General features: G+C 44.4%; 26 protein-coding genes and 1 tRNA gene. 18 read left to right on the forward strand and 9 right to left on the reverse strand.

Annotated features, from left to right (window positions below; genetic code table 11):
• Positions 1-24 precede the first annotated feature (24 nt).
• Positions 25-1,023 carry an ABC transporter ATP-binding protein gene (locus MHH89_RS02015; protein ID WP_248549246.1) on the forward strand — a complete coding sequence of 333 codons (999 nt, stop codon included), beginning with the start codon at positions 25-27 and terminating at the stop codon, positions 1,021-1,023.
• On the opposite strand, the gene MHH89_RS02020 is transcribed toward MHH89_RS02015, so the two are convergent.
• Positions 1,014-1,583 carry a TetR/AcrR family transcriptional regulator gene (locus MHH89_RS02020; RefSeq protein WP_076309873.1) on the reverse strand — a complete coding sequence of 190 codons (570 nt, stop codon included), beginning with the start codon at positions 1,581-1,583 and terminating at the stop codon, positions 1,014-1,016. The genes MHH89_RS02015 and MHH89_RS02020 overlap by 10 nt on opposite strands.
• A 163-nt stretch (positions 1,584-1,746) precedes the next feature.
• On the opposite strand from MHH89_RS02020, the gene MHH89_RS02025 reads away from it, so the two are divergent.
• From MHH89_RS02025 to MHH89_RS31275, 4 genes are read left to right on the forward strand one after another with little or no spacing between them, the layout of a single operon-like run.
• The gene (locus MHH89_RS02025) at positions 1,747-2,685 is read left to right on the forward strand and encodes a ketopantoate reductase family protein (protein WP_076309874.1); all 939 of its coding nucleotides are present in this window, start codon (positions 1,747-1,749) and stop codon (positions 2,683-2,685) included.
• Positions 2,686-2,712: 27 nt separating this feature from the next.
• Positions 2,713-3,354, forward strand: a complete 642-nt coding sequence (locus MHH89_RS02030) for a histidine phosphatase family protein (protein WP_076191382.1) — start codon at positions 2,713-2,715, stop codon at positions 3,352-3,354.
• Positions 3,355-3,369: 15 nt separating this feature from the next.
• A complete protein-coding gene (locus tag MHH89_RS31270; protein ID WP_076191385.1) occupies positions 3,370-3,552 on the forward strand; it encodes a hypothetical protein in 183 nt (60 codons plus the stop codon).
• Positions 3,506-3,736: a hypothetical protein gene (locus MHH89_RS31275; protein WP_405132626.1), complete on the forward strand. Its 231-nt coding sequence runs from the start codon at positions 3,506-3,508 to the stop codon at positions 3,734-3,736. Before MHH89_RS31270 ends, MHH89_RS31275 begins: the two co-directional genes overlap by 47 nt.
• 71 nt (positions 3,737-3,807) lie before the next feature.
• Here the strand turns inward: MHH89_RS31275 and MHH89_RS02040 are convergent, their stop codons facing one another.
• Together MHH89_RS02040 and MHH89_RS02045 are read right to left on the reverse strand one after the other, a co-directional pair.
• Complete coding sequence (locus tag MHH89_RS02040) at positions 3,808-3,903, reverse strand: sporulation protein YjcZ (protein ID WP_081383126.1); 96 nt, start codon at positions 3,901-3,903, stop codon at positions 3,808-3,810.
• Between the two features lie 112 nt (positions 3,904-4,015).
• Complete coding sequence (locus MHH89_RS02045) at positions 4,016-5,416, reverse strand: RsmB/NOP family class I SAM-dependent RNA methyltransferase (protein WP_076309875.1); 1,401 nt, start codon at positions 5,414-5,416, stop codon at positions 4,016-4,018.
• Positions 5,417-5,573: 157 nt separating this feature from the next.
• Between MHH89_RS02045 and MHH89_RS02050 the strand changes: the two genes are divergently transcribed.
• Genes MHH89_RS02050 through MHH89_RS02060 form a run of 3 tightly spaced genes read left to right on the forward strand, consistent with a single transcriptional unit; the run spans position 5,574 to position 9,837 of the window.
• On the forward strand, positions 5,574-6,710 hold the full coding sequence (locus MHH89_RS02050) for a glycosyltransferase family 4 protein (protein ID WP_076309876.1): 1,137 nt from the start codon (positions 5,574-5,576) through the stop codon (positions 6,708-6,710).
• A 6-nt stretch (positions 6,711-6,716) separates the two neighbouring features.
• Positions 6,717-8,069, forward strand: coding sequence for a metallophosphoesterase family protein (locus tag MHH89_RS02055; RefSeq protein WP_076280941.1), 1,353 nt, complete (start codon positions 6,717-6,719; stop codon positions 8,067-8,069).
• The gene (locus MHH89_RS02060; RefSeq protein ID WP_341086193.1) at positions 8,059-9,837 is read left to right on the forward strand and encodes an AAA family ATPase; all 1,779 of its coding nucleotides are present in this window, start codon (positions 8,059-8,061) and stop codon (positions 9,835-9,837) included. Before MHH89_RS02055 ends, MHH89_RS02060 begins: the two co-directional genes overlap by 11 nt.
• A gap of 1,445 nt (positions 9,838-11,282) precedes the next feature.
• Here MHH89_RS02060 and MHH89_RS02065 read toward each other — a convergent pair.
• Positions 11,283-12,404 (reverse strand): YkvI family membrane protein, encoded by a 1,122-nt coding sequence (locus tag MHH89_RS02065; protein ID WP_076191400.1) that lies wholly within the window; start codon positions 12,402-12,404, stop codon positions 11,283-11,285.
• Between the two features lie 196 nt (positions 12,405-12,600).
• Between MHH89_RS02065 and MHH89_RS02070 the strand changes: the two genes are divergently transcribed.
• From MHH89_RS02070 to MHH89_RS02080, 3 genes are all read left to right on the forward strand, one after another.
• Positions 12,601-13,173, forward strand: coding sequence for a xanthine phosphoribosyltransferase (locus MHH89_RS02070; RefSeq protein WP_038569895.1), 573 nt, complete (start codon positions 12,601-12,603; stop codon positions 13,171-13,173).
• A 101-nt stretch (positions 13,174-13,274) separates the two neighbouring features.
• Complete coding sequence (locus tag MHH89_RS02075; protein WP_036689410.1) at positions 13,275-13,592, forward strand: hypothetical protein; 318 nt, start codon at positions 13,275-13,277, stop codon at positions 13,590-13,592.
• Between the two features lie 115 nt (positions 13,593-13,707).
• On the forward strand, positions 13,708-13,926 hold the full coding sequence (locus MHH89_RS02080) for a hypothetical protein (RefSeq protein ID WP_076186635.1): 219 nt from the start codon (positions 13,708-13,710) through the stop codon (positions 13,924-13,926).
• 95 nt (positions 13,927-14,021) lie between these two features.
• Here MHH89_RS02080 and MHH89_RS02085 read toward each other — a convergent pair whose 3' ends face one another.
• Complete coding sequence (locus tag MHH89_RS02085) at positions 14,022-14,468, reverse strand: hypothetical protein (protein ID WP_051491615.1); 447 nt, start codon at positions 14,466-14,468, stop codon at positions 14,022-14,024.
• Between the two features lie 182 nt (positions 14,469-14,650).
• Here MHH89_RS02085 and MHH89_RS02090 point away from each other — a divergent pair.
• Positions 14,651-14,734: transfer RNA gene (locus tag MHH89_RS02090), tRNA-Leu, on the forward strand.
• Between the two features lie 1,699 nt (positions 14,735-16,433).
• On the opposite strand, the gene MHH89_RS02095 is transcribed toward MHH89_RS02090, so the two are convergent.
• The 3 genes from MHH89_RS02095 to MHH89_RS02105 are packed head-to-tail and all read right to left on the reverse strand — an operon-like array spanning position 16,434 to position 18,375.
• The gene (locus MHH89_RS02095; protein WP_076219465.1) at positions 16,434-17,117 is read right to left on the reverse strand and encodes a hypothetical protein; all 684 of its coding nucleotides are present in this window, start codon (positions 17,115-17,117) and stop codon (positions 16,434-16,436) included.
• Positions 17,117-18,007, reverse strand: a complete 891-nt coding sequence (locus MHH89_RS02100) for an ABC transporter ATP-binding protein (RefSeq protein ID WP_076280938.1) — start codon at positions 18,005-18,007, stop codon at positions 17,117-17,119. Before MHH89_RS02100 ends, MHH89_RS02095 begins: the two co-directional genes overlap by 1 nt.
• The gene (locus MHH89_RS02105) at positions 18,004-18,375 is read right to left on the reverse strand and encodes a GntR family transcriptional regulator (RefSeq protein WP_076219467.1); all 372 of its coding nucleotides are present in this window, start codon (positions 18,373-18,375) and stop codon (positions 18,004-18,006) included. The genes MHH89_RS02100 and MHH89_RS02105 overlap by 4 nt, the downstream gene beginning before the upstream one ends.
• Positions 18,376-18,575: 200 nt before the next feature.
• Here MHH89_RS02105 and MHH89_RS02110 point away from each other — a divergent pair, with 200 nt between their 5' ends.
• On the forward strand, positions 18,576-19,385 hold the full coding sequence (locus tag MHH89_RS02110; RefSeq protein ID WP_076129969.1) for a class I SAM-dependent methyltransferase: 810 nt from the start codon (positions 18,576-18,578) through the stop codon (positions 19,383-19,385).
• Here the strand turns inward: MHH89_RS02110 and MHH89_RS02115 are convergent.
• Entirely contained in the window at positions 19,377-20,624 is a 1,248-nt protein-coding gene (locus MHH89_RS02115; RefSeq protein ID WP_076309877.1) for a S8 family peptidase, read from the reverse strand. The genes MHH89_RS02110 and MHH89_RS02115 overlap by 9 nt on opposite strands.
• A 166-nt stretch (positions 20,625-20,790) precedes the next feature.
• Here MHH89_RS02115 and MHH89_RS02120 point away from each other — a divergent pair, with 166 nt between their 5' ends.
• The 5 genes from MHH89_RS02120 to MHH89_RS02140 all read left to right on the forward strand — a co-directional run bounded on the left by MHH89_RS02120 (position 20,791) and on the right by MHH89_RS02140 (position 24,913).
• On the forward strand, positions 20,791-21,162 hold the full coding sequence (locus MHH89_RS02120; protein ID WP_076129971.1) for a hypothetical protein: 372 nt from the start codon (positions 20,791-20,793) through the stop codon (positions 21,160-21,162).
• 196 nt (positions 21,163-21,358) lie between these two features.
• Positions 21,359-22,060, forward strand: coding sequence for a hypothetical protein (locus tag MHH89_RS02125; protein WP_076129972.1), 702 nt, complete (start codon positions 21,359-21,361; stop codon positions 22,058-22,060).
• 25 nt (positions 22,061-22,085) lie between these two features.
• Positions 22,086-22,637, forward strand: coding sequence for a GNAT family N-acetyltransferase (locus MHH89_RS02130; protein ID WP_076309878.1), 552 nt, complete (start codon positions 22,086-22,088; stop codon positions 22,635-22,637).
• 232 nt (positions 22,638-22,869) lie between these two features.
• Positions 22,870-23,907 (forward strand): ABC transporter substrate-binding protein, encoded by a 1,038-nt coding sequence (locus MHH89_RS02135; protein WP_081390516.1) that lies wholly within the window; start codon positions 22,870-22,872, stop codon positions 23,905-23,907.
• 16 nt (positions 23,908-23,923) lie between these two features.
• On the forward strand, positions 23,924-24,913 hold the full coding sequence (locus MHH89_RS02140; protein ID WP_081390517.1) for a FecCD family ABC transporter permease: 990 nt from the start codon (positions 23,924-23,926) through the stop codon (positions 24,911-24,913).
• Position 24,914: the final 1 nt, after the last annotated feature.

A 24,914-nucleotide genomic window follows, 5' to 3' on the forward strand; every position in this document is an offset into this window, starting at 1 on the left:
TAGCTCTAAGAAGGAGAATTTCACTTGGACATTATTACCGTCAAGAACTTAACCAAGCAATATGAAACCTATCACCGTGGACAAGATGCAAAAAGCGTATTTAAAAGTCTGTTTCACCGTGAAAAATCGATCATTACCTCTGTAGAAGATCTTTCGTTCAGTGTTGGAAAAGGAGAAATCATTGGCATTCTGGGTCCAAACGGTGCGGGGAAATCTACGACTATTAAAATGCTGACAGGCGTTCTCTATCCTACCTCGGGCGAAATAAATGTTCTAGGGTACAACCCTCATAAGCAGAAAAATCAATATGTAAAACAAATCGGGGTATTGTTCGGACAGAAATCGCAGTTAATATGGGACATACCCCCTTTGGATAGCTTTTATATGAACAAGGAAATCTATGATATTCCTACGAACGACTTTCGTACAAGACTAGACCGATTTGTAAACATGTTTGAGATTGGCGATATTATCACTAAACCCACACGAACCCTTTCCCTGGGAGAACGAATGAAATGCGAGTTTATTATGGCGATGCTTCATTCACCACCTGTGGTTTTTTTGGATGAGCCGACGATCGGGCTGGATGTGATAGCTAAACAAAGAATCAGAGAATTCATTAAGCAAATGAATCAGGAAGGCACCACATTTATTCTGACAACACATGACTTGGAAGATGTAGAGCGTTTGGTTCAAAGAGTACTTATAATTCATCAAGGGAAAAAAGTATATGACGACAAGTTTTCTGAACTTCGACTGCATCTGGGCGCCAAAAAAGTAGTTAGGCTTTCAGCCGCCACAACTATTGGAGATATTGATCTGCCTGGGACTCTGATATCGGAAAGAATATCGGATTACGAAGTGGAGCTGCTGATCGATACCGAGCAATGTAAAATGGGCGAGTTTCTGCATATTCTTAGCGAAAAGGTAGAGATCCTTGATATATCTATTAAGGAGATTCCCATTGAAAAAATCATCAGCTCCATTTATGAGATGGATACGGGAGAGCATATTCAAGCTTGAGAACGGATCATCTGCAGATTTAGATCGACCATGGACCATAACTTTTCAGTGATCTCTTTTGCAGAGCAAGGATTACTATGAGTAAACCACCATTCAATCACTCCGACAGTCGCCGAACTCAAAAATTGCACAGATATATCTTTACTCAGCTCATCCAGGTTAAAATTGTTTTCTAAAAATTGTACCTTAATCTGCTCATTTATCATTTCTTGTAATTGGTTTCTAAAGGAGAGTAAAGCTTTGTTTCTTAATAAAGTCTTATAAAAGAGAGCATTCTCCTCCAATTGTTCCAGCGTGCGGAGCAATGACGCCTTCGAGGGATTAGGTTCGGTTTCATCCTCCACTGCGGAGCAGCTTTCGATTAGTTGCCGGAGCTGAGCCTCCAGACATTTATCCATCAGATCGTATTTATCCGCATAATGGGAATAAATCGTTCCGCGGTTTACATCAGCGCGCTCTGCGATTTCGTTGATCGTTATTTTTTCAAAATCTTTTTCAGCCATCAGTTGAATTAATGCATTCATGATGGCTGTTTGGTTTTTTTTAATTCTTCTGTCCATGGTAAGACTCCCTTTTTATTAAACAATGTATTGTATTCTGTTGAAAAATCAACAAACCCGATCAAACTAACGATTGAACCCTACCCGAGATGTGATAATCTGATTTTATCGAACAGTTGATCAAAATTCAACAAATGTCTAAAAAGGGATAGAGGAGTTAAATATGAGAGTTTTAGTTTTTGGAGCGGGAGTATTAGGCAGCTATCTTGCACATGTTCTAGTGCGTGGGGGAAATGATGTCACCATGCTTGCCAGAGGAAAGCGAGCAGAGCAATTGACGAAAGACGGACTTGTGCTTCGCCATTATTTTCAAATTAAAAACACTGTGGATACAGTAAAGGTCATCTCTACGCTTCGATCCGATGATCTCTATGATCTTATTTTTGTTGTTATGAAATATAATGATTTTCCATCTGTGCTACCTATTCTAGCTGAGAATCAGAGTCAGAATATAATTCTTGTGGGGAACAATGGCGATGCTCTTGGCATGCAAAAGGCTCTCCAGGAAATGAGCAATGTGAGGAAAAATATACTCTTCGGATTTCAGCTTAGTGCAGGAATTCGGGAAACGAGCGGTCGTGTTATCAAAATACACGCAGGAGGGCAAATGGTACTTGGCAGTTTAGACGGTGAGATCTCAATAAAACACTTACTGGAAAAAGCGTTTGAGAACGCTAAGTATAAGCTAACTTATCATGAGGATATGGATGCTTGGCTCAAAAGTCATATCGTGCCTATAGTGGCTTTGAACTCCCTTAGTTATCTGCATGACGGGGATTTGAAAAAGGTATCCAAAGATAAGAAGCTATTAAAACAAGCCATTTCAGTAATGGACGAGGGGTTTCAAATCATGGAGCAATTAGGTTATACTGTCACTCCAGCAGGGCAAGTTAACTTTGTTCGAAAGCACAAGCAGGCTGTATATTATGGTCTGACAATAATTCATAAATTACCGTTTATGAAATTAGTGGACGGTTCTTTCAGCGAAATAGCAGCTTTGTTTGATTCATTTGATATTTTGAAGCAACAAGCAAACATCGCAACGCCCAATTGGGATCAACTTAAAAAACAAGCGTTTTCGAAGTTTAATGCAAATGTATAACAATCTTGTTCAGGAGGTATACAATCGATGGCTATATATTTTATAAGGCATGGAATAGATGAAGAAGGCTTTCGTGGGGGTTGGAGTCAACGTGGACTTGTAGTAGAGGGATATAGACAAGCCGAACGTCTTGGATATTATCTTAAGGAAAATCAATCTAGCTTTAACATAACCCGTATTCTTTGTAGTGATTTGCAACGTGCGTTAGATACAGCAAATGAGATCGCCAGAGAGCTTAATTTGCCTGTTGAAAGCAGCCAGTATTGGAGAGAAACGAACAATGGTGTAATCGCTGGAATGCCCCATGAAATCGCAAATGAACGATACCCGGGTCTTTATTTCTCGGCTTTAAGAATGGATGAGAGATTTCCAGGAGGAGAAAGTCCCCAGGAATTTTTTACGCGAATAAGTTCAAGTTTCTCAAAACTATGTAATGAACTGGAGAGTACTGATCCAAATGAAAATGTAATTATGGTCACTCATGGTGGCGTAATTAATGTTATATACCATATTTTAAAAGGGCTAACGTGGACGAATAAGAATGCTCATTTCCCGACTTCATATACTAGTATTCATAAAATAGAGTATCAAGCAGATAAGTGGGCAGTTACAGCAGAAAATCTTACGGAACATATATCAAGGGATCAGGCTGCTGGTATGGCCAATTGATTGGGAGGTACAAATATGGGTTTATTGAATGCGCTGATTGAGCAAGCCAAGAATCCTAGAGGGTTCGTAGGAAATATCATGATCAAAATCATGAATCAGGCACATACCAGCATCACCGTTCAACGATGGATTTTTTGGGACGATCACAGCGATTCAGACGCATTATTTCTGGCCGGACCTCGAACAAGATATAAGTGAAGCATTTAGGGTGCTGATAGCAGGCGGTACATTTGTTATTATTTCTGAGATCTATAAAATCAATTATCATATGAAGCAATTCACTAAGAACGAAGAGATGGAGCAGTTATTACGGAAATCGGGCTTTCAGACGGTAAATATTCACGAGAATAACAAATGGAGATGTTATGTCGGAAAGAAATAAAGCGGCCGCACCGCCCCAAAAAAGGACGACACAGCCGCTTCGTTTCACCAGCTAATTAAGCCGGGAAGGTTTTAAACAAACAACGAACGGGAAATGATGACCAGCAAGATGAAAAGTACCAAAATCGCTCCGGTCGAAGTGAAAGCTCCTCCTTGAAATTCACCCATGATTTATTCCTCCTCAACTTATGTCTTCTTCTCAATTGCTGTGACTGGTGTCGCAGCTTTCTGAGATAATGACATCATATGCCGAAGAGGGCCTGTTGCACTGGTCTATGGCCTATTGCTCGTCAATATGGGCTTTTAGGATACGTAATCCTTTAGGGAGATGATTTTTAAGCTGGCCTAAACTCGCCTTGCCCCAACTAATTGGCAAACCATCTAAAGTTACAAGCGTCCATCCATGTAATTCGCTGGGGACAGGCAGGCTTTCACCGCGGAGCCAAGCATGTATTTCCGGGCCCTCACTGCTGAGATCAAAGCTTCGTGATGCTTGGATGGGCTGAAGTGCCATAGCTAATGCATGAGCAGGTTCAATCCGATTTTTCTTCAAATGGGCAATATGTAGTCCAGCTCGTGGAATACGCAGTCCGTCCAGCAGCCCGGTATGGAGGTTGCCATTAAAGGATTCTGGCAGCAAATAAAGAGATTCGCCGAAGAGCAGGGGTACACCTTGGCATGAAAGACCAGGCAGTTCTACCGCAGCCCAGTCTTGAAAAAGCTGGTAGGCATCACGCACAGAAGAATTAGTTTTTGGGTTGTTTTTGCTTCGGCGTTTTTTGGCGTTGCGGTTGGCATCGTCATTCACGGATACAGTGTCAATTTGCTTACGCAGGAGTGCAACAAAGTGACCTTCGCCCTTTTCTAAATGCGGCCAAAGGCGTTTGCAGGTGAGAAGTTCCATATCGGGGTAACTAGCCGTCAATCGAGCAATGGTTTCTTCATTCTCTTGACGGTTAAAGGTGCAGGTAGAGTAAGCTAAAGTACCCCCTGGTTTAAGCATAATGTAGGCGTCTTGCAGGATATCCCATTGTCTCGCTGCGCACATAACTACATGAGCAGGAGACCATTCTTGAATGGCTTTTGGATCTTTTCGGAACATGCCTTCTCCAGAACAAGGAGCATCCAGCATAATTCGGTCAAAAGCTTGCGGGAAACGCGCAGATAGCTGTTCTGGTGTTGCACAGGTTACGAGGGTATTCTTAATGCCCAGACGTTCAACGTTCTCTGCTAGAATTTTTGCGCGTTCCGGATGGATTTCATTAGAGATTAAGAGGCCTTGTCCCTGCATTAAACCAGCGATATGCGTAGTTTTACCTCCAGGGGCTGCTGCAAGATCGAGGACGGTTTCACCGGGTTCAGGTGCCAGCAGTTCAGCTGCGGACATTGCGGAAGGCTCCTGAATATAATATAGTCCAGCGGCATGGTAAGGATGTCTGCCTGGTCGAGCGGGCTCATCATAATAAAACCCGCCCTGGCACCATGGGATAGGCTTCAAATTAAATTGTGAGACTGTACGGTCCACCGCAACTTGGCCTATGGCTGAGGTGCTTTTTAGCGGATTAAAGCGCAGTCCTTGAGTTCGTGGCGCTGAATAACTTTCTAGAAAAGCATCTGCCTCTTGCCCCAGCATTTCTTTAATAGATGCGGTGTAAGAGGCAGGCAGCTGTTCTTCCTTCATAGATCATTCTCCTTTTTCTTAGTTGCTGTTTCATGTTTATACCGATAAAATCAAAGTATGGGGAACGTAATCGTACCTGAAATTCTACATATATTCAACTATATCATAATTGCCAAGTCTTACAGTACACAGGGCAATTGTAAAGGGGATGTACCATATGAATTTGCTGCAAGCGCTCTTCTTCCCGCCGGAGCAACCCGGTGGTGTATCATCTATGATCCCTTATCTTCAGGAAAGATTCCGTTCAAGCCGTTGGGAGATGGATTTGTTTTGGCTGCCTAAGCGGATTCGCAATAAGGGGCATGAGGAAGTAATATTCGAGACGTTTGATTGGACGCAGTATGGAGAAAGTCCGATCGTTCAAAAATATATTCAGACCTATCGTGATTATTTATGGTGGACAAAACTGCGGATGAGTAAGCCTTATGATCTTATTCATTCTCATCATCCGATTGCTGGCTTAGCGATGAAAAAAGTGTTCCCCGATACTCCGTTAATTCATACCCTGCATTCCAGTTACGAGCGGGAATTGATTCTAAATGGAGCGATTTCCGAGGATGGCTTGGAGCATCGTTTTCTAGTCTCACTTTATCGTGAACTTGAGCATGTTAGTGATCGATTAATGACGGTGTCGCGATCTTTTGCAGAGTATGTGGCCCCTTATATTATTGATCCTTCTAATATAGGTGTTATACCGAATGGTTTTGATGAAAAAAGATTTAAGCCTGTTCCGCATGATAACGCTATTCCGCAGCTAGTGACCGTGACACGTCTGGTTCCGGCTAAAGGAATAGATATATTACTCAAAGCTTGCGCGGAGCTTAAAAATCGCGGCTATGAGTATGTACTGCATATTATTGGCGATGGTCCTTCACGTGCGGATCTGGAAAAGATGGCCCAGCATTTAGGGATCTATAATGAAACGATCTTTTACGGATATACGCTGCACCCTGAAGAATTCATGCCATTCTTTGATATTTTCGTATTGCCCTCTCGGGCGGAGGCGTTCGGTTCAGTGTTTGCGGAAGCGGCACTTAGCTGCCTGGCTCTAGTGGGGACAAATGTGGGCGGAATACCGGAGCAGATTGAAGATGGTGTGAATGGTTTATTGGTCAGTCCTGACGATGAGATTGCTCTTGCTGATGCATTAGAGAAGGTGATATCTGATCCGGCTTATCGTTATGAGCTTTCGCGCTCCGCATGGGATAAAGCCAAAAGCCTATATTCGTTGACACGAGTTGCTAATGAACTTAAAAAAACCTATTTACAGTATCCTTCAGGAACGAAAGGGTGAGCACCTATGATTCCATTTCGCTTTCTGCATACTGCTGATTTACATCTGGATAGCCGTTTTGCCGGGCTGGCGCATATTTCGCCAGCCATTCGTGCTTATTTACGTGAGTCTACCTTTGCCGCCCTCGGGCGGCTTGTCCGCGTTGCGATCCAAGAGAATGTTGATTTTATTGTCATTAGTGGAGATGTGTATGATGTTTCAGATGCATCATTACAGGGACAGCTGCGATTTCAGGAAGCGCTCAAAGAACTCGGTGAGCACGGGATTCACGTGTTCCTGATTCATGGCAACCACGATCCGCTTGACGGACTGCGTCTGACAACGGAAATGCCAAAGCATGTTACCGTATTTGGCGGAGAGAAGCCAGATCACGCTACAGCTTGCCGCCGTATAGATGGCCAAGAAGTTGCCATCGTTAGTGGAATCTCTTACCCAACGGCGAAAGTGACGAACAACACAGCAGTAACCTTTTCTCGTAAACCTGGCAGCCGCCTGTTTCATATTGCGATGCTGCATGGCAATGTAGACGGTGATTTGCTGCATGAGACCTATTCTCCTTGCAGTCGCAGGGACCTTATCGAACGGGGGTTTGATTATTGGGCGCTTGGACATATTCATAAACGTAGTGTACTGCATGAGAAGCCTGTGATTGTATATCCAGGCAATATACAAGGGCGCAGCATTAAGGAAACCGGAGCTAAAGGTTGTTATATTGTGGATGTAGATGAGGCTGGAAGATCCACTCTGCAATTTCATGAACTGGATTTCGTCCGCTGGCAGGTTAGAGACTTATCTATAGAAGGATTAAGCAATGAAGCAGAATGGATACAGAAAGTGGAGCAGGTTATTGAAGACATCCGCGCGGAGCTCCCGGAGCTCATGTCGGTGGTCAGATTTCGTCTGATTGGGCGAGGGGACGTACATAAAGTATTGGCTGAAAAAGGGGCAGCAGAGGATTTGCTGTCTGAACTCCAGCGCCGTGAGGCGATTAGGGCTGAGCGTAAAGATTACAAAGGGCTTGTCTGGACGGAAGGGTTCGCTATAGAGTCCGGTTTAGCTATTGATCGCCAACGCTTATTGGAAGAGGATAGTTTTCTTGGAGAAATGCTGCGCATTGCAGAGCATACGGAACATTCCCCGGAAGCGCTCGAAGAACTATTAAATAGTGCGCTTAAACCGCTATTGGAGAATCAGGAGCTGCGAAAGCTGTTGTCTATGACTAGTCAAGAAGAGAAATTGAGCTGGCTACGTGGTGCAGCAGAGCAGGGAATCACGATGCTTGGCGGGATGGATGATACTGTTGAAGCGGCGGAAAGTCTTTCGTATCAACAAGCCGGAGGGCAAAACGATGAGAATTGAACATTTGCATATCAATGGCTTTGGGCGTCTTCACAATCGAGAGATTCATTTAACGCAGGGAGTGACCGTACTTTATGGGCGTAATGAAGCAGGAAAAAGTACGACACTGCAATTCATACGCTCTATGCTGTTTGGAATTCCAAGCCGTGGAAATCCCTTGGAAAGGTATGAACCTTTGCAAGGCGGATTGCATGGGGGAACCTTGAAGATACGTGACAGTAATGATGGTTTGTGGACCATTCGCCGTTTTGCTTCAGGTGCTGAGGGATCAGGAAGAAATGAAAAGCTTAACATTACAGTAAATCATCCAAATGAAATGACTCAAGAGCTGGGACAAGCTGAAATGGAACGACATTTACTTGGGGGGATCTCTAGGAGTATGTTCCAGCAATTGTTCGCAGTTTCACTGGACGAGCTGCAGGAGCTTGCTGCCCTTCAATCTGAGGAGATGAGCAGCTTTCTTTTTCATGCAGGTATGGGCGGTGGCGGTGCAATCATGCGCGCGGAACGCCGTTTGGTGCAGGAAGCTGAGAAGCTGTACAAACCTCGTGGCAAGCTGCAAGAAGCAGCAAAAGTTGTGCAAGCCATTGAAAAGCTTGAGCGACAAATGGTTGAGAGCCGTTCTTATCTTCCCCGATATAATGATAATATAGTGGCATTGAGGGTAACGGAGTCGGAGCTAGATAAATTGGAGCAACAGCGCAAGCTGACTGGAGAGCAGCTAGTGATGTTTCGAAAAGCACAGGAAGTCCGTGAGCTGTGGTTAAAGTGGAGCGAGGCTCAGCTAGAGCTGCAAGGATTGCCATTGATTTCAGCCTTTCCTGAAGAAGGGGCAACTCGCTTTCAGGCGGTTGAAGGAGAAATTCGGAATGCACAGGGATCAGTAGTACGTTATGAACGTCTTCTAAGCGAGCTTACTATTGAACTGGCAAAGAACCCTCCAGATGAAGTATTAGCAGCGCAGGGGCCTGTTTTAGAGCGGCTGGACCGGCATCGGAGCAGTTACGAGAACCGTAGAACGGAAAGACAGCGGCTTGAGGGAGAATTAACGGCGCTGAATGAGCATTTGCGGCGAATTCTGCGCGGCATTGATGTGAGCTGGGGCCCTGCAGAGCTGACTTCGTTCTCTGGGACAGCGGCGGATCGTGAAGCTGCACGGAAGTTTGCGGCGGCGTTCGCTAGTTATGACCGCCGCATGGAGGCGGAGGGTGCAACGCGGCAGTCGTTGCGCTCCCGTTTGGCCGCTGCCTCAGCGTCGCTCCAAGCAGCAGAACGGGCGCTGGCGCGTGAGCACGCTACCGGCGCGGAAGCTTTTGCGCAGCTGGCTCCGCGCAGCGCCCGTGAAGTGCTGCAGCTGTGGGACGAGCTGCAGCAGGCGGCCGAACGCTGGCGCGAAGCGCAGCTCAGCGAAGGGCCAGCGCGCGGCGCCGGAAGTGACGGCCTTGGCGCGAAGCGCATGGCCGCGCGCTCGGCGCCTGCTGTGGGCCGGGGCAGCACTAACCGTGCTGCTGCCCGCAGCGCTGTGGCTGACCGGTGCTCCTCCGCTCTACCAGCGCCGTGCTTGCGATCGGCCTGCTGGGCGCGGCCGATCTGGCCCTTTGGGGCTTGCGCGGAGCGCGCCGGCTGGAAGCGTCCCCGCCAGAGCATGGCGGGGACGTCAGCGCAGCCGCAGCCGAGATGCTGCGGCTGCGGGGCAGCTGCTCTCCGGGGCGGAGCCGGAGAGCGTTGTGCCGGGGCGGCGGACGGCCGCCCCGGGGTCCAGCCCTGACGCAGGCGGGCTGGAGGCCTCCATGAGGGAGCTTCGCAGGCTCATGGAGGCTTGGTCAGCTTGGCGGCAGCGCATCGAACGCTATGCCGCCGAGCGTGATGCCTGCCACACGGAGCTGGAGACGCTGGCAGGCCAAGAGAAGCTGCTCGCTGAAGAAATGCACCGGGCGGAGGCGGCATTCACGGAAACTGCTGAGCAATATGAAGAATGGCTTCGCCAACGCAGGTTGCCTGAAGGATTATCTCCTGAAGGGCTGCCGGATATTTTTGCTATGGTTGAACAAGGGAATGAGCTGCTGCGCCAAGAGAATAAACTCTCCTTACGATTGAAGGAGCTGGAAGCAGAATGTAACGTGTTTGAGGAGGAGCTGCTCGCTCTTATTTATGAGTCGGGTGCTGATCTTGGCGACGAGTCTGGTGTAGCGGCAGCTGGCTTTGAAATAGATCCGCAAGAGGGGAAACGAGTATCTGCATTAACCTTACTAAGCTGGCTGGAACTGCGAAAAAGAGCATGGGATGATCTGAAAAAGGACTTGATTCGCCGGGAAACTATGCAGTCAAGATTGCAGGATGTGGATGAAGAACTCAAGGAGAGCCACAGGATATTAGGTGAGCTGAGAGAACAGCGTGAGCTTCTGATACAGGAAGGCGGGGCGACTGGTGGAGAGGATTTCTTACGCAGGTCAGCAGCTGTGCAGCGGCGCAGTGATCTGAATAAATTGATTCGCCAGTGGGAGCTTGCTATGTTCGGTGGTTGGGAGGAGGAGCGGGTTGCTGCTCTGCTGGAATTATTAAATCATCATGATGTGGAAGCATTGCAGCTGAAGCGGTCATTGGCTGAAGAATTGATGGAACGGCAGGAAGAGGGTTGGAACACCCTGCTGGAGCAACGAGGCAAGCTGCTTCAGGAAAGGGAGTATTTGAAGGAGCGCTGCGTGGAGGATTCCGTTATTCAGCAACTGGAAGAGCAGAGAGCAGCCTTGCGGATCGTGGCTGATAAATATGCAGTGGCAGCGATAACTGCCGAACTAATCGGGCGAACTCGCCGTGTGTATGAGCAGGAGAAGCAGCCACAGGTATTACTGCTTGCCTCAGATTATTTCTCCAAGCTGACGGAAGGGGAATACAAAAGGGTTGTTATGACACTAGGGCATAAAGAGCTGAAAGCTGAACACAAGGACGGGGGACTGCTGGACAGTGGACTGCTCAGCCGAGGGACGGCAGAACAGCTGTATCTTGCCATCCGGCTGGCATTGGCAGAGACCATGTCACGGCAAGTATCGCTGCCGCTGTTATTCGATGATCTCTTCGTTAACTTTGATGAGTCTCGTCTTCATGCTGCACTTGGACTTCTTGGAGAACTGTCGATCTCCCGCCAGATTGTGATGATGACCTGTCACAAGCATGTGGCGGAAGCGGCAGCACGTATGATTCCTACAGCAGCGGTTATTTCCGTGTAGTTCGGGTGATTGGTTTTACGGATACGATACTGTTCCCCTTCTCCTTTGAGTTCGATGAAGTATTACTACCTGGTGGAGAGGACCATGGTGTTCGTAGCAGTTTGACAGCCCAGACCAGTGATAAACCTCCGAAGATTGGGTAGAACACGGAGAGCAGTGAACTAAAGCCGAACTGGCTCAGTAAATAGCAGACCAACATCAGAAGTGGTGTAATCAATGCGGTTGATAGGGGAAGCCGTTGCTTAAGCTGTACAGCTACTCCATAAATATCGGCGACAAAAGTGCTGAAGATCTCCAAAAAGATCAGCAGCAGATATATAGTTTGCACTACAGTACCCAACCGGACGGCGATGCTGCCCATCGGAATTTCAAACTTGAGAATCCCTGGCATCTGTGAGCTCATTGCGAAATGTGCGGCAATCAACATAAAACCAATCCCGGTACCCCCAATAATACCGCCCCATACAAGGGATTTTTCTTCCTCTGTGTGACGAGCCATAGGGACTAAAACAGCTTGTGCCATCCCTAAATTAAAGGCGGTGTAGAGCAGCGGTGACATCCATGCCCCAAAGAGAGAGCGATCGTTATCAAGGAACAGGAACCGTCCAGCTCCCGGAATTTGAAAAGTATTAAAAATAATGATAAGTGACAGAGTAAGCATTAAAGGAACTACAATACTGTTCATTTGCAGAATACCGGAAATTCCTCGTTTTAGCAGAAAGTATGAACCAAGCAATGTGATAATTAGTCCAGTCTGATAATGAAGTCCGAGATGCTCCTGAAAAATAGCGCCGGCCCCTGCAAGCATAATACTGTTTACTCCGATCAGGACGACCATCGTGAACAAACTGATGGTGCTTCCGACCTGTTCCCCGAAGAGGTGACGGTTAAAGTCCTCATAGGATTCCGCTTCTATTCGCCGAGCAATGACCATCATTTTTGTACCCAGCCATATGAACAATATAGTTGAGAGCAGGATGGTCAGGACTGCCCAGTGCCCGTAACGTGTGAAGAATTTTAATATTTCCTGCCCGGTGGCGAATCCGGCTCCTACAATGGTGCCAATATAAGTGAAAGCGATCTGTAATGTTCGGACATGTGATTTCATGGCTCCCCTCCTAATAGTTTTACGAAGCTAAAGAAAAATCATAATGAGTGCTATGCAGGATAACCTTGTGTACTCTGTATAGTACAGGTTATGATGAGGATCAGTAGGACATGACTTCCGTCGTAATTGCTTTATGATCAGTGATTAATTTGTACGGAATGTCTGCGATTATAAAGGGTATTGGAGGTTCAAAGTCATGGAAGTGTTGAAACAGCGGATTTTGGAAGAAGGTGTCGTCGTTTCGGATGAGGTGCTGAAGCTGGATGCACTGCTAAATCATCAGGTTGATCCACAGCTTACGATGGAAATGGGACGGGAGTTTGCCGGGAGGTTTGCGGACTCAGGAATTACACGTATTGTGACCGTAGAATCCTCGGGCATTGCCGTGGCATTTGCCACCGCGTATGAATTAAAGGTGCCGCTAGTTTTTGCACGCCGCAAAAAAACACTGTTAGCTGATCCGGATGCGCTTTGCGAAAGAGTTCCGTCTTTTACAAAAGGTATCGTTACAGATATTATGCTGTCTCGCCAGTTCATCTCTCCAGAGGATAAAATCCTCTTTATTGATGATATTATTGCCAATGGTGATGCAGCGCGTGGCTTGATTAAGATCATTCAACGTTCTGGCGCTGAGCTAGTTGGTCTTGGTGTTGTAGTAGAAAAAAGCTTTCAGGCAGGGGCTCGGACGATCAGAGAGCAAGGCATTCGTCTGGAGTCACTCGTAAGAATCACCTCTCTAAATGGAGGCACCATCGAATTTGGGGAATAACCTAATTGGCAATAAGAACAGGCCTATTTTTTAAACAACTGCTTTTCACCCTATGGATTTTCCTTTATAATAAAAATTAGACATAGGGAGGAGGCGTCACAATGGGGAAAGAACCGGTGACTGAACAATTTTTTATTGATAAATTAACCGAGGCCAAGGATCATTTCGAGCGTGCGCTGGATTGCAAACACACGGAATTCGACGATCTGTATCCCTATATGATTGAACATCCTCAGTTTTTTTGGTACAAACGCTATGTAGCCTGGTCAGAGCTTCTGACAATCAAAGGTTTGTGCGAAGAGTTATCCTTCCCGTGGAGGGAGAAATTCACAACTAACCAAGTGGAGTATCTGGAGCAACGTGTGATGTCCGCTAAAGTTCTTGACTTCTGGTTTGAGAAGAATGAAGCGCTGATATAAGAATGCTTTAGTAGACATGCAAGTCGTTAATTGCCTACATGAGACCCAGATGATTTATCATTTGGGTCTTTTTTCTGAGACTAAATAGGACAAGCTATGACAGGAGGGATTAATGATGATTAGCGATGAGCAATTGGATGCCTACCGGATTTCCGGTGAGAAAATTCGTGTAGTGCGTGATGGCTTGGAAAGTAACGATGTAAAAGGGATAGTTCTTGCTTGGGATGATTCTCAGGTGATGATACGTCGTCAGAATAGACGAGTAGTGAAGCTGGATCGCAATTATATATTCCAGCCATTTAGTGAACCAAGACAAGATCCGGATAATATATAATCTTCACAGTAATAATTTCCGCAGTAATAATCTTCATAATACAAAACAGCTCTCGCCCTACTGGGCGGGAGCTGTTTCTGTAATATCATTTGGGATTATATAGTTAGAGCTAGTTCAGACGCATTCTCTTCTCTGGAGAGTATGGAGAGTTCTGTGGACAGTCCAAGATACGCGCGCATGCGCAGCATCATTTCTCTACGGAAGCCTGGCCATAATATATTCATCTCTCCTTGAAATCCTCTGCAGGAATATAAGGCTTCGACTCCTCGCTGATCTTGGCGAACGGTAGTAATCTTCAAATCATGGGAGCTCAGCTCGCGCGTAACCTCTTGAAGCATTAGTGACGTCTTCTTTGTGGCACCAGATACGAGCTCCATATATAGCTGAGGGGTCTTAAACAGGCCGCTTCTACTGATTACACGGCAGTCACGTTCGAACACTTTATGAATAAACGTTAGCAGCAAATAGCTTCTGACCAGGGACAGTTCTTCTTTAGTTACTTCTTCATCAATAATGGATGTGTTTAGCTTTGTAGTCGCCATTATAAATCACCTCATTTATATTATGCGAACTTTTGTTCTCATTATACCTTATATTCGGCAACAAAAGCAATAATTATCCATAAATTAATGAATGATAAGAAAACGGCGAAAATATATTGACGTTGGATTCTCAGCGTGGTATGATCTATCTTGTGACCGCAATAAGCGAGTCATTATAATACGCGGTCATGGCGGAATTGGCAGACGCGCTGGCTTCAGGTGCCAGTGGTAGCAATATCGTGGAGGTTCGAGTCCTCTTGACCGCATAGCTAAAAGGATTATAGAACTGCTCTAGTAGCAGGTTTATAATCCTTTTTTTATGTTTTTCAGCAGACGGTAGTGCGAAAGAGGAAGGTATCCTTAAGAACCATCACCTGAGGCTAACGGACCCAGATGAAGCTATTTGCTCATTTATCGCCTTTTGAGCGTAGTATCGGACCCCAGTGCAGCTATTGCATGGAAAAAGGATCACAATTGGCGTTTTTTATGCCAATAGCGACTGTGGGGTCTGATAGGAATCCAAATCTGCTTTAAAGCTGCGAATAAGGTCAATGGGGTCCGACAAGAATTCAAAGTGCTCTAATGCTACAAATAAGGTCAGTTGGCCCGATAGAATCCAAATGTACTCTAAAGCTGCGAACAAGGTCAGTTAGTCCGATAGAAATCCAAGTTTGCTCTAAAGCCACGAATAAGATTAGCTGGGTCCGATAGAAAACCAAATGTGCTCTAAGCTGTGAATAAGGTCCGCGGAGTCCGATAGCGTCTCTCCACGCGCAGATTGGATAAAAACTAATTTGTATTTTTGCTTCTAAGCTACTCGCCCTGCGGAGTCGTCATCATCACCTGAGGCTAACGGACCCAGATGAAGCTATTTGCTCATTTATCGCCTTTTGAGCGTAGTATCGGACCCCAGCGCAGCTATTACATGGAAAAAGGAACGAATAAGGCATTTTTTATGCCAATAGCGACTGTGTGGTCCGAAAGGAATCTAAATGTGCTCTAAAGCTGCAAATAAGGTCAGTTGGGTCCGATAGAATCCAAATGTGCTCTAAGCTACGTATAAGGTCAGCGGAGTCCGATAGCGTCTCTCCACGCGCAGATGGATAAAAACTAATTTGTATTTTGCTTCTATGCTACTCGTACCACCGAGTCATCATCACCTGAGGCTAACGGACCCGGATGAAGCTATTTGCTCATTTATCACCTTTTGAGCATAGTATCGGACCCCAGTGCAGCTATTGCATGGAAAAAGGATCACAATTGGCGTTTTTTATACCAATAGCGACTGTAGGGTCCGATAGGAATCTAAAAGTGCTCTAAAGCTGCAAATAAGGTCAGCTGGGTCCAATAGAAAACCACATGTGCTCTAAGTTACGAATAAGGTCAGCGGAGTCCGATAGCGTCTTTACACGCGCAGATTGGAGAAATACTAATTTGTGTTTTGCTTCTACGCTACTCGCCCCGCGGAGTCGTCATCATCACCAGAGGCTAACGGACCCGGATGAAGCTATTTGCTCATTTATCACCTTTTGAGCGTAGTATCGGACCCCAGTGCAGCTATTGCATGGAAAAAGGATCACAATTGGCGTTTTTTATGCCAATAGCGACTGTGGGGTCCGATAGGAATCCAAATGTGCTCTAAAGCCACGAATAAGGTCAGCTGGGTCCGTTAGGAATCCAAATGTGCTCTAAAGCCACGAATAAGATTAGCTGGGTCCGATAGAGCCTTCGCACGCGCTGATTAGCGAAATACTAATCTGTGTTTCGACCCGTCGTTACCTGCAATAGCGAACTGCGTTTGCTTTTAAGCTACTCACCCCGCTGGGTCCGATAGCACCATCGCACGCGCAACTATGCTCGAATCCAATAAAGTTTGTTGTCTAGATCAAAGTCTAAGACACGAAAGAAAACAGGTGCACCCGGCATGGCTTTTGGGACACACCTGTTTTTTTACAGGATAATGAATTACACTGTTGCTCTACGCAGCATCAAAAACGATAAAAGAGCGTACACAACTGTCAAAGGCATGGACCACAAAGCAAGTTCAAATGCGGTATATCCAGCAAACCAGTTGAAGAGGTCTACCCACCACTGATTATAGGTCATTAATAATACACCGAGACTGCACAGGATAAACATAGCCCCTGAGAAAATGAACAAACCGCTTCGGCCAAATCTCCGGAAGATACTGGATATCATTAGCCCCAGAAAAAACATATTAAGAAAGAGCACAAAATACATCCACAGCTGTTCTATGGCATTACCATCATTTAAATAGGGCAAATGAAAATAATGTAGTTCCAAACCCCAGCCACCCGTGAGCTTGCTTTCAATGATTGCGAGCAGGTAGAGGAGAATTGAGTAGGTGGCGCTAGTTATAATAGCCATTAAGGAAGTGCCTATGAAATAATCCGTTCTGCGTTGGCTTAGGCCCAGAGCAAAAGGGAAGGTCTGCACCAAAATGAGTATACCGGTGATTAACATATAAATGAAGATGGAGACGAGACCGCCGGTATAGATTGGTTCTTGGATGAAAGAAGCGACGATGACATTTACCAAGAAGCTGGATAACAAGATTACCCAAGGCATATACAACCATAACCACTTATCTCTGAAATGCATTTTTATCATGCCTGCCGTAGGATTCATTACACGGTCACTTCCTTTCCTAGAGATTTTTTATTTGTGAGATGAACGATTAATTGCTGTAAAGATACAGGTGAGATCTCTAAGCCTAACTTTTCAGCATGTGCGTGATCTTTCGCGTTGAAACCGATAATGGTGGCCGTAAGCAATCCGCCAAAAGACTCGCGGGAAATGACTTGTTTGCCGGCGATAAAATCTTCGATCTTCGCTGTCGCGCCGATTACCGTAACAGCTTGCCCGCGAAGGGCTTCAGCATCTTCGTTAATAATTAGCTTGCCGTTGTCGATGACGATAACATGCTCTAAAAGCTGACTTACCTCATCGATCAAATGGGTGGACAAAACAACTGTGCGTGGATATTCAGCATAATCTTCAATTAGGCGATCGTAAAACAGGCTTCTAGCTACAGCATCAAGTCCTAAATAGGGTTCGTCAAAAATGGTAAGCGGAGCACGGCTGGCTAGACCTACTACAATTCCTACAGCCGAGAGCATACCTCGGGATAGCTTTTTTATTCTTCTTTTTAATGGCAGATTGAAATCCTTGATTAAAGAGTGGGCATATTCCCGATCAAAGTTTGGAAAAAATAATTCGGATACCTCCAGTACATCGATAATTCGGTACGTGTCCGGATACCTTTGGCTTTCCTTAATGAAGCAAATCTGCCTGAGAACCCGATTATTCTCGTATGGATGTTCACCAAATACGTTCAGGACACCACTTGTGGGGAAAAGCTGAGCTGTGATCATATGCATTATTGTGGTTTTTCCTGCACCGTTTCTGCCGAGAAGCCCGTATATCTTGTTTTTCTCCAAAGAAAAACTGAGTTCATGAATGGCAGTGACATTTCCGTATGACTTAGTCAATCCTTTGATTTCAACAACTTCATTCATGACTTGTTGTCTCCCCTCTGAATCATAATTGTTAATTGATCCAACGTAATTCCTAATTTTTCAGCTTCACGGACCATGGTTACTACATACTGTTCATAAAATTGTTCTTTTCTCTTCTCCATCAATACTGCACGCGCTCCAGATGCCACAAACATACCGATTCCTCGTTTTTTGTACAATATCCCTTGATCCACAAGCAAATTCACACCTTTCGCAGCCGTAGCCGGATTGATCTGGTAGAAAACAGCAAACTGATTTGTCGAAGGAACTTGTGACTCCTCCAGCAGTGTTTCTTCGATGATGTCATTTTCTATTCGTTCGGCGATCTGCATAAATATCGGTCGTGTATCATCCATTAAGTTTCCCATGTATTCACCGCCAACTTCATTGGTTAGTTAGTTATGTAATTAACCATATATGCAACGAAGTTAATTGTCAATATTTTTAATTATTTTGGGCTATATCCCCATAAATAAAAGGCTGCCCGGAATGCTCTGGATAGCCTTTTATTTGCACAACATATCTGCTATGATTTTGTCCTTGGTAAAAAAGAAGGGGGAGTTCAGCTATGAATGATTATGGTCCGGATCTGTTCAAAGATACTGCAAGCTATTACACCAGATATCGCCCGCTATATCCGTCCTCACTGATTCGATATCTAGTGGACAAATTCTCACTTCACGGAGAGGGCCGGTTGCTGGACTTAGGTTGTGGTACTGGGCAGTTAGCGCTAAGGTTTACGGATTGGTTCGAAGAAATCATTGGCGTAGATACTGAACTAGAGATGCTAGATGAAGCAAAGCTGTTATCACAGTACAACAGGGTTGAGAATGTTAGCTGGCAACAGGGGAGAGCGGAAGAACTATTCAATGACTGGGGTTCCTTTCGTCTCATCATGATGGCTAAGGCGTTTCACTGGATGGACCGAGAATCCATACTTGAAGTTCTCTATCATAGTTTAGATGATAACGGTGGTATTGCTGTAATTGATACTTTTAATGAACAACAAGAACCGTTACCTTGGCAACAAAAGGTAGAGGAAGTAGTGAAACGCTGGTTGGGTGACGAAAGAATAGCCGGAAAAAGTACATATAAACATCCCCAAGAAAGACATGAGGATGTTGTAAAGCGATCCAGTTTTAAAGACGTTAAAAGACAGGTATTACCGAGTTATTCCATCACTTGGACTGTTGATTCGATACTAGGAAATTTGTATTCTACGTCTTATGCTTCTAAGCGATTATTTAGAGATAACTTAGAACGTTTTGAAGATGATATGAAATCAGCTTTATTAGAAATAGAACCTACAGGTGTATTTACAGAGGACTTGTCGGTTTCCGTCATTACTGCCTTTAAAAAAGAAGCGGATTTACGATAAAAACCGCGCATTGATCTCACCGCATCCTGCTGTGTTAGGACTTAGTTTAAGGCGATACGTGTTCTTTTTTAGTATGGATTTTACTTGCTTAGGCGTAAGAGAAGGGTTCTTCTGGAGTAATTGCGCGATCACACCCGAGACGATAGGTGTTGAGACACTGGTACCGGACAGCACAAAGTAATCTTTAGCTATCCGCAAATAAGGAAGCTCGCGATCCAGCTTGGATCGTGGAGCACGAAGGGAGATGATCGTCTCGCCTGGAGCAACGAGATCTGGTTTCTTCCTTCCTCCCGGTGCGGGTCCGCGACTGGAGAACCAAGTGATTCGGTCGTCCGCTTGTGTGAGCGTGCGACGGTCATCCACTGCACCGACAGTAATTGCTGAAGGACTAATCCCTGGAGATTCGATCGTACTGCGTCCCGGGCCGCTGTTTCCAGCAGCTATTACAACGTTAAGTCCGGCTTTAATTGCTTTTTCTACAGCTTGGCAGAGTGGATCATCTGAACAAGGAAGATTCACCTTATCCCCGAATGACATCGAAAGAATACGAAGATTAAGTCTTCTCCGATTCGCAATACACCATTCAATTCCTTTAATGATTGTGGAGTCATATCCATCGCCATTTTTATCTAGTACTTTGACACCTACTATCCCTGCCTCTGGAGCAGGGCTTTTGTATTTTCCTTTACTCATCCATCCGTTGCCTGCTGCATCCCCTGCGATATGAGTTCCATGGCCGTTATCGTCATAGGGCTGTTTTCTATGATTGATAAAATCTTTAAAAGCAACTATACGGTTAACAGGGCGAAACAGGTCAGGGTGCCGATACACCCCTGTATCAAGAATAGCAATATTGATGCCTTTTCCGGTAAGCCCCTTTTTCTTTTGGGCGGTTGTAGAACCAATGGATGGTGTCGCTATATTAAGGGATGTTTTTTTGACTTGATCCAAATAAATTTTTTCGATTCCATCCCAGCGGCACATCCGGTTCAGGCAGTTCTTTGAAACTTTGGATGATATCGAATTGAGCAGGTGAAGATGATGTCTGATCGGAAGGTCGTGGGATTTTAAATGCTTTTGTAAAGACTGTAGCTGGGCTGTAGTTATTTTTTGTTTGAATTTAATGATAACTGGAATGGTATTCGCTTTATGCCCTGGAAGATAGGAACGTTGAACTCTTTTTCTCAAGGAATGGTGCATTTTCGAATGATATTGCTCTAGCCATTTTTGACCGTTCATTAGTAATGAATCACCTCTTGAAGGCATTATATGCACTGCAGAGCTAGTGGACACGAAACTATGAAACTAGGGTTTAACATATTTTCAGATTTGTAGGTGAAAGAGAGGTCAAACCTTACGATTCTTGCATTTACTAACGTATCCTAAAAAGAAAGTGGTGAAGTAAATGGCAATTATTAAAAAACCAGTTAACAAGAAAGCAGTTATGGCTAGCAAAGTTCTCGCGGCTAAAAAAGCGAAAGCAGCTCCTACAAGAAAGAAACGTAGAATTAGACAGACTCTGGATAGATTTATTGTTGTTGCTATTGGTACAAATGCAACGGGTACACCTAAAGATACTACGGGGTGGACAGCTTCATTGAGAGCTGGAACTACAACGGTTACTGCAGATTTTGACGAATTTGGTGTAGTTAGATTTCCAACAATTAGCACCTTAACATCGGTACCTTATCTTCTCACTTTAAGAGATGAGAGTGGAGCTACTATAAGAAGTTTTAACGTTCCCGCAGACCGCGAATTTTTTGTGGCTAGATTCTAGTTTGGACAAGTCCTGATAGTAAACAGCATGTGTCGATTTTATATCGATGCGTGCTGTTTTTTTTATTTTTCTAACTTTGATTCAAGTGAGTGATTTGTTACAGACAAACAGATTGAGGGGATGCCATACTTTCAGCATCATAATTTTGGGAATATAGTACAAAAATGGACAATATATAAGGCGGGTGAGAGGTTTCGTGAAAGAAAAAGGGAATATATCAGGTATTCAATATTTTTTATTAGGACTGCTTATATTTTTAATGTTAGGAATGGATATGTTCATCATGGGATTAGATCAATGGTTATGGGGGGATTTGTTTAATATAGACGACTTTTTTGTCAGCCCTTGGTACGTACTAGTTGTTCATTGGAGCATAGTTACCCTATTGTGGGCAGTAGGAGCTATGATGTTTCTACTTTGGTTCAGGAAGAGGAAGTTGATTGGACCGGTTATATCTTTGTGTTGGAGCTCTAAGGTCATTCCTTTGTTAATTGTAGCTTTTATATCAAGCTTTTTGTTCGCTGTGTTGGAATTTTGGATTAATGGGGAGAGCATTCCACAGATTTATAGGGAATATGAAAACTTCAAGTTAGAACATGGTTTTATGGGCATATGGGTTGCCTTGGTTCAAAACATATATTACATTGTGGAAGCTGTACTAGTTGTACTATTGGTTGCGCTAATGCAGCGTGCAGGAGAAGTATGGTTTAAGAATCCTTCTCTTCCTTATGGGGGAATAGGTTTAATGCTGACTTGGGGATTAGGTCATTTGACGCATGGTCTGCAAAGCGGCTTGTATATTACTGCTTTTTCTTTGGTATTTGGCTGGCTGTTTGTGAAAGCGGGCAAGCAGTGGTGGCCAAGTTTTCTGTTTATCTGGCTTGTATTTGTATTATAATATTTAGTTTAACGGGGGGACACCATTGTACAATTCAGAGAAGAGAACAATTACTACGGAAAGATTGATTTTAAGACCTTTTGCATTGTCTGATGCACAGCGTGTCAGTGAGCTCTGCAATAATTATAATGTTTACAAAAGTACATTAACTCTACCTTATCCATACCCTATTGATTGTGCATTATCATGGATTGAAACACATGAAGTTGAGTTCAATAATGATAATTCATATGAATTCGCTATTACTGATAAAAATACAAACGAACTGTATGGTGCTATAGGTTTGAGAAATAACCGGACACACAGAAATGGCGAGCTTGGATATTGGATAGGCGAGGAACAATGGGGTAATGGATATGCTACAGAAGCAACAAAAGCGGTCATTAATTTTGCTTTTACAGAAAAACATTATCACAAAGTGTACGCCAGATTCTTTGCTTCAAATCCTGGTTCGGGACGAGTTATGCAAAAATCTGGCATGCTGAAAGAAGGCGTTTTGTTACAGCATATTTATAAAGAGAATGAGTTTGTAGACCTTATTCATTATGGGATATTAAATACGGGAGCTACTAACTAACGCTTGGATTTCATACACCACTATTTGAAGTCACGCCTATAGGGCGTGGCTTTTTTATTAGAAATGCTAGTTGGCTTCAACGGACAATAATGAAATTCCTTCTTATTTAAAATTAAAATAAAATTCTTGACACTTCTCATTGATAACGATTATCATAGGAATCGATGAGTGAAAATGAAAATCATTATCACTACATGAAACGTATAAATATACATATTTGGAGGGATAGATTTTGAAAAAAATATTAGTACTACTGGTTATTGCAGCGCTTATGGCAATGACTGCATGTTCGTCTACAAATACAGCGGACAATCCAAAAAATGAAGCGGTAACGAATACAACTGCTAATGAATCGAAAGAAGCAAATGCAGCAAAAACAACAGAAGTAGCAAATACAGCGGAAGCTGCCGGCAAGGTGTACAGTCTGGAGAATGATGGTGTGGATGAAGCGTTGTTCAACGAAGCGTTAAGCCAATTCCCAGCCAAAGTACCGGAGCGTATTGTAACAACTTCTGTACCGTTAACAGAAATGCTTTATTTGCTCGGCATAACACCGGTAGGTGTACCAACTTCAACGAATCCAATCCCTGCTGATTTCGAAACAATTGATCGTATTGGATCACCTATGGCGCCGGATCTGGAGGTAGTAACCAAACTCGAACCGGACTTGCTGCTGGGAGCGGAATCTCTTCGCAGCACGTTGGACAAATCGCTAGAAGGAATCGACCTACAAAAAGCATATTTGAGAACAGAATCATTTGAGGATCTAAAGCTTAGTCTCAAAGTATTAGGCACTTATTTTAATAAAAAAGATGAAATGAATGCTGCTTTAACTAAGATTTTGAACAAAGAAAATGAGCTGAGTCAATTAGCCGAAGGCAAAGAACTGCCAAGCGTGCTGCTAGTAATCGGAACCGCAGATTCCTTTATGGTCATGAGTGAGAAATCTTATTTAGGTAGCTTGGTTAAAAAGCTTGGTGCTGATAACATCGCAACTTCTGTATTGCAAGTTACTGACACTTACTCACCTATCAATATGGAGAACATTGTAGCTGCTGATCCAGACATCATTCTCGTACTCGCTTCAGGCGATCACGGAGCGACTGAGGATAAGTTCAAAAAAGAAATAGAGAAAAATGAAACTTGGACAAAGCTTTCGGCTTATGCAAATAACAAAATCAACATTCTAGATTACAGCGTATTCGGTGTCACTTCGATTATTAACGCGGAGACAGCCTTAACCGAAATTGCAAAATACTTCTATGAATAATTAAAGGAGACAGCAAGTGATAAATACATCTCGTAGCAGAATTATTGTTATTGTAACGTTAGCACTTGCGCTCGTTGCCGCTATAATTGCGATTGGACTAGGCTCAGTATACATTCCTATACCAGACATCCTAAGCACGATCTTTGGTTCAGCGGCAAAAGCGGTGAATGCGACCATCATATGGGATATTCGTTTGCCGCGTGTATTACTGGCGATGATCATTGGGGCAAATATCGCGGTTTCGGGTGCTCTTCTGCAAGCCGTGATGGGCAACCCACTTGCTGATCCAGGATTGACCGGTGTAACGAGTGGAGCGGCTGCATGTGTGCTTGTCATTATGCTTGCAGCTCCACAATATACGGAGTTCATTCCAATTGCGGCTTTTGTGGGTGGACTAATTGCTGCAGGGATTGTATATGCATTAGCGTGGAGAAGAACCGGTATTTCGCCCATCACTATTATTTTATCAGGAGTTGCTGTGAATGCTCTTTGCGGGGGATTAATAGGACTCCTGACCATCATGTACAGCGACAGACTTCCGGCAGCGGTCCAATGGTTAAACGGCAGTCTGGCTGCTAAAGGGAACAATGCCTTGATGATGGTTTTCCCGTATGCCATAGCAGGCTGGATATTATCCTTTTTCGCGATCCGCAAGGCGAATATTATACGTTTAGGGGATCAGATAGCTTCGAATTTAGGTGAAAATGTGGACCGAATTCGTATTCTACTTTCCTTGCTGGCAGTATTTCTAGCGGCTATCTCTGTAGCGGCTATTGGGATGATTGGCTTTGTAGGGCTTGTTGTGCCACATATGGCTCGATTGTTGGTGGGTTCAGACTATAAATTTCTTTTGCCGATGAGTATGGGACTTGGTGCATTGGTATTGTTGATAGCAGATACAGGTGGACGTACCCTATTTGCACCTTTAGATATTCCTGCGGGTATCCTTATGGCGGTGATCGGTGGACCTTATTTTCTATACCTGATGAGAAAGAAGGCGTTCTAAC

It is taken from the genome of Paenibacillus sp. FSL H7-0323, assembly GCF_038002725.1.
In the GTDB taxonomy this organism is placed as follows: Bacteria; Bacillota; Bacilli; order Paenibacillales; family Paenibacillaceae; genus Paenibacillus_AQ; species Paenibacillus_AQ odorifer.

Excerpts from the sequence above, each read along its gene's own strand:
- MHH89_RS02115 (WP_076309877.1), bottom strand. The coding sequence starts at position 20,624 with ATGAACGGTCAAAAATGGCTAGAGCAATATCATTCGAAAATGCACCAT.
- MHH89_RS02025 (WP_076309874.1), top strand. The coding sequence starts at position 1,747 with ATGAGAGTTTTAGTTTTTGGAGCGGGAGTATTAGGCAGCTATCTTGCA.
- MHH89_RS02120 (WP_076129971.1), top strand. The coding sequence starts at position 20,791 with ATGGCAATTATTAAAAAACCAGTTAACAAGAAAGCAGTTATGGCTAGC.
- MHH89_RS02045 (WP_076309875.1), bottom strand. The coding sequence starts at position 5,416 with ATGAAGGAAGAACAGCTGCCTGCCTCTTACACCGCATCTATTAAAGAA.
- MHH89_RS02020 (WP_076309873.1), bottom strand. The coding sequence starts at position 1,583 with ATGGACAGAAGAATTAAAAAAAACCAAACAGCCATCATGAATGCATTA.
- MHH89_RS02075 (WP_036689410.1), top strand. The coding sequence starts at position 13,275 with ATGGGGAAAGAACCGGTGACTGAACAATTTTTTATTGATAAATTAACC.
- MHH89_RS02040 (WP_081383126.1), bottom strand. The coding sequence starts at position 3,903 with ATGGGTGAATTTCAAGGAGGAGCTTTCACTTCGACCGGAGCGATTTTG.
- MHH89_RS02070 (WP_038569895.1), top strand. The coding sequence starts at position 12,601 with ATGGAAGTGTTGAAACAGCGGATTTTGGAAGAAGGTGTCGTCGTTTCG.
- MHH89_RS02065 (WP_076191400.1), bottom strand. The coding sequence starts at position 12,404 with ATGAAATCACATGTCCGAACATTACAGATCGCTTTCACTTATATTGGC.
- MHH89_RS02100 (WP_076280938.1), bottom strand. The coding sequence starts at position 18,007 with ATGAATGAAGTTGTTGAAATCAAAGGATTGACTAAGTCATACGGAAAT.
- MHH89_RS31270 (WP_076191385.1), top strand. The coding sequence starts at position 3,370 with ATGGGTTTATTGAATGCGCTGATTGAGCAAGCCAAGAATCCTAGAGGG.
- MHH89_RS02110 (WP_076129969.1), top strand. The coding sequence starts at position 18,576 with ATGAATGATTATGGTCCGGATCTGTTCAAAGATACTGCAAGCTATTAC.
- MHH89_RS02095 (WP_076219465.1), bottom strand. The coding sequence starts at position 17,117 with ATGAATCCTACGGCAGGCATGATAAAAATGCATTTCAGAGATAAGTGG.
- MHH89_RS02105 (WP_076219467.1), bottom strand. The coding sequence starts at position 18,375 with ATGGGAAACTTAATGGATGATACACGACCGATATTTATGCAGATCGCC.
- MHH89_RS02085 (WP_051491615.1), bottom strand. The coding sequence starts at position 14,468 with ATGGCGACTACAAAGCTAAACACATCCATTATTGATGAAGAAGTAACT.
- MHH89_RS02055 (WP_076280941.1), top strand. The coding sequence starts at position 6,717 with ATGATTCCATTTCGCTTTCTGCATACTGCTGATTTACATCTGGATAGC.
- MHH89_RS02060 (WP_341086193.1), top strand. The coding sequence starts at position 8,059 with ATGAGAATTGAACATTTGCATATCAATGGCTTTGGGCGTCTTCACAAT.
- MHH89_RS02050 (WP_076309876.1), top strand. The coding sequence starts at position 5,574 with ATGAATTTGCTGCAAGCGCTCTTCTTCCCGCCGGAGCAACCCGGTGGT.
- MHH89_RS02080 (WP_076186635.1), top strand. The coding sequence starts at position 13,708 with ATGATTAGCGATGAGCAATTGGATGCCTACCGGATTTCCGGTGAGAAA.
- MHH89_RS02030 (WP_076191382.1), top strand. The coding sequence starts at position 2,713 with ATGGCTATATATTTTATAAGGCATGGAATAGATGAAGAAGGCTTTCGT.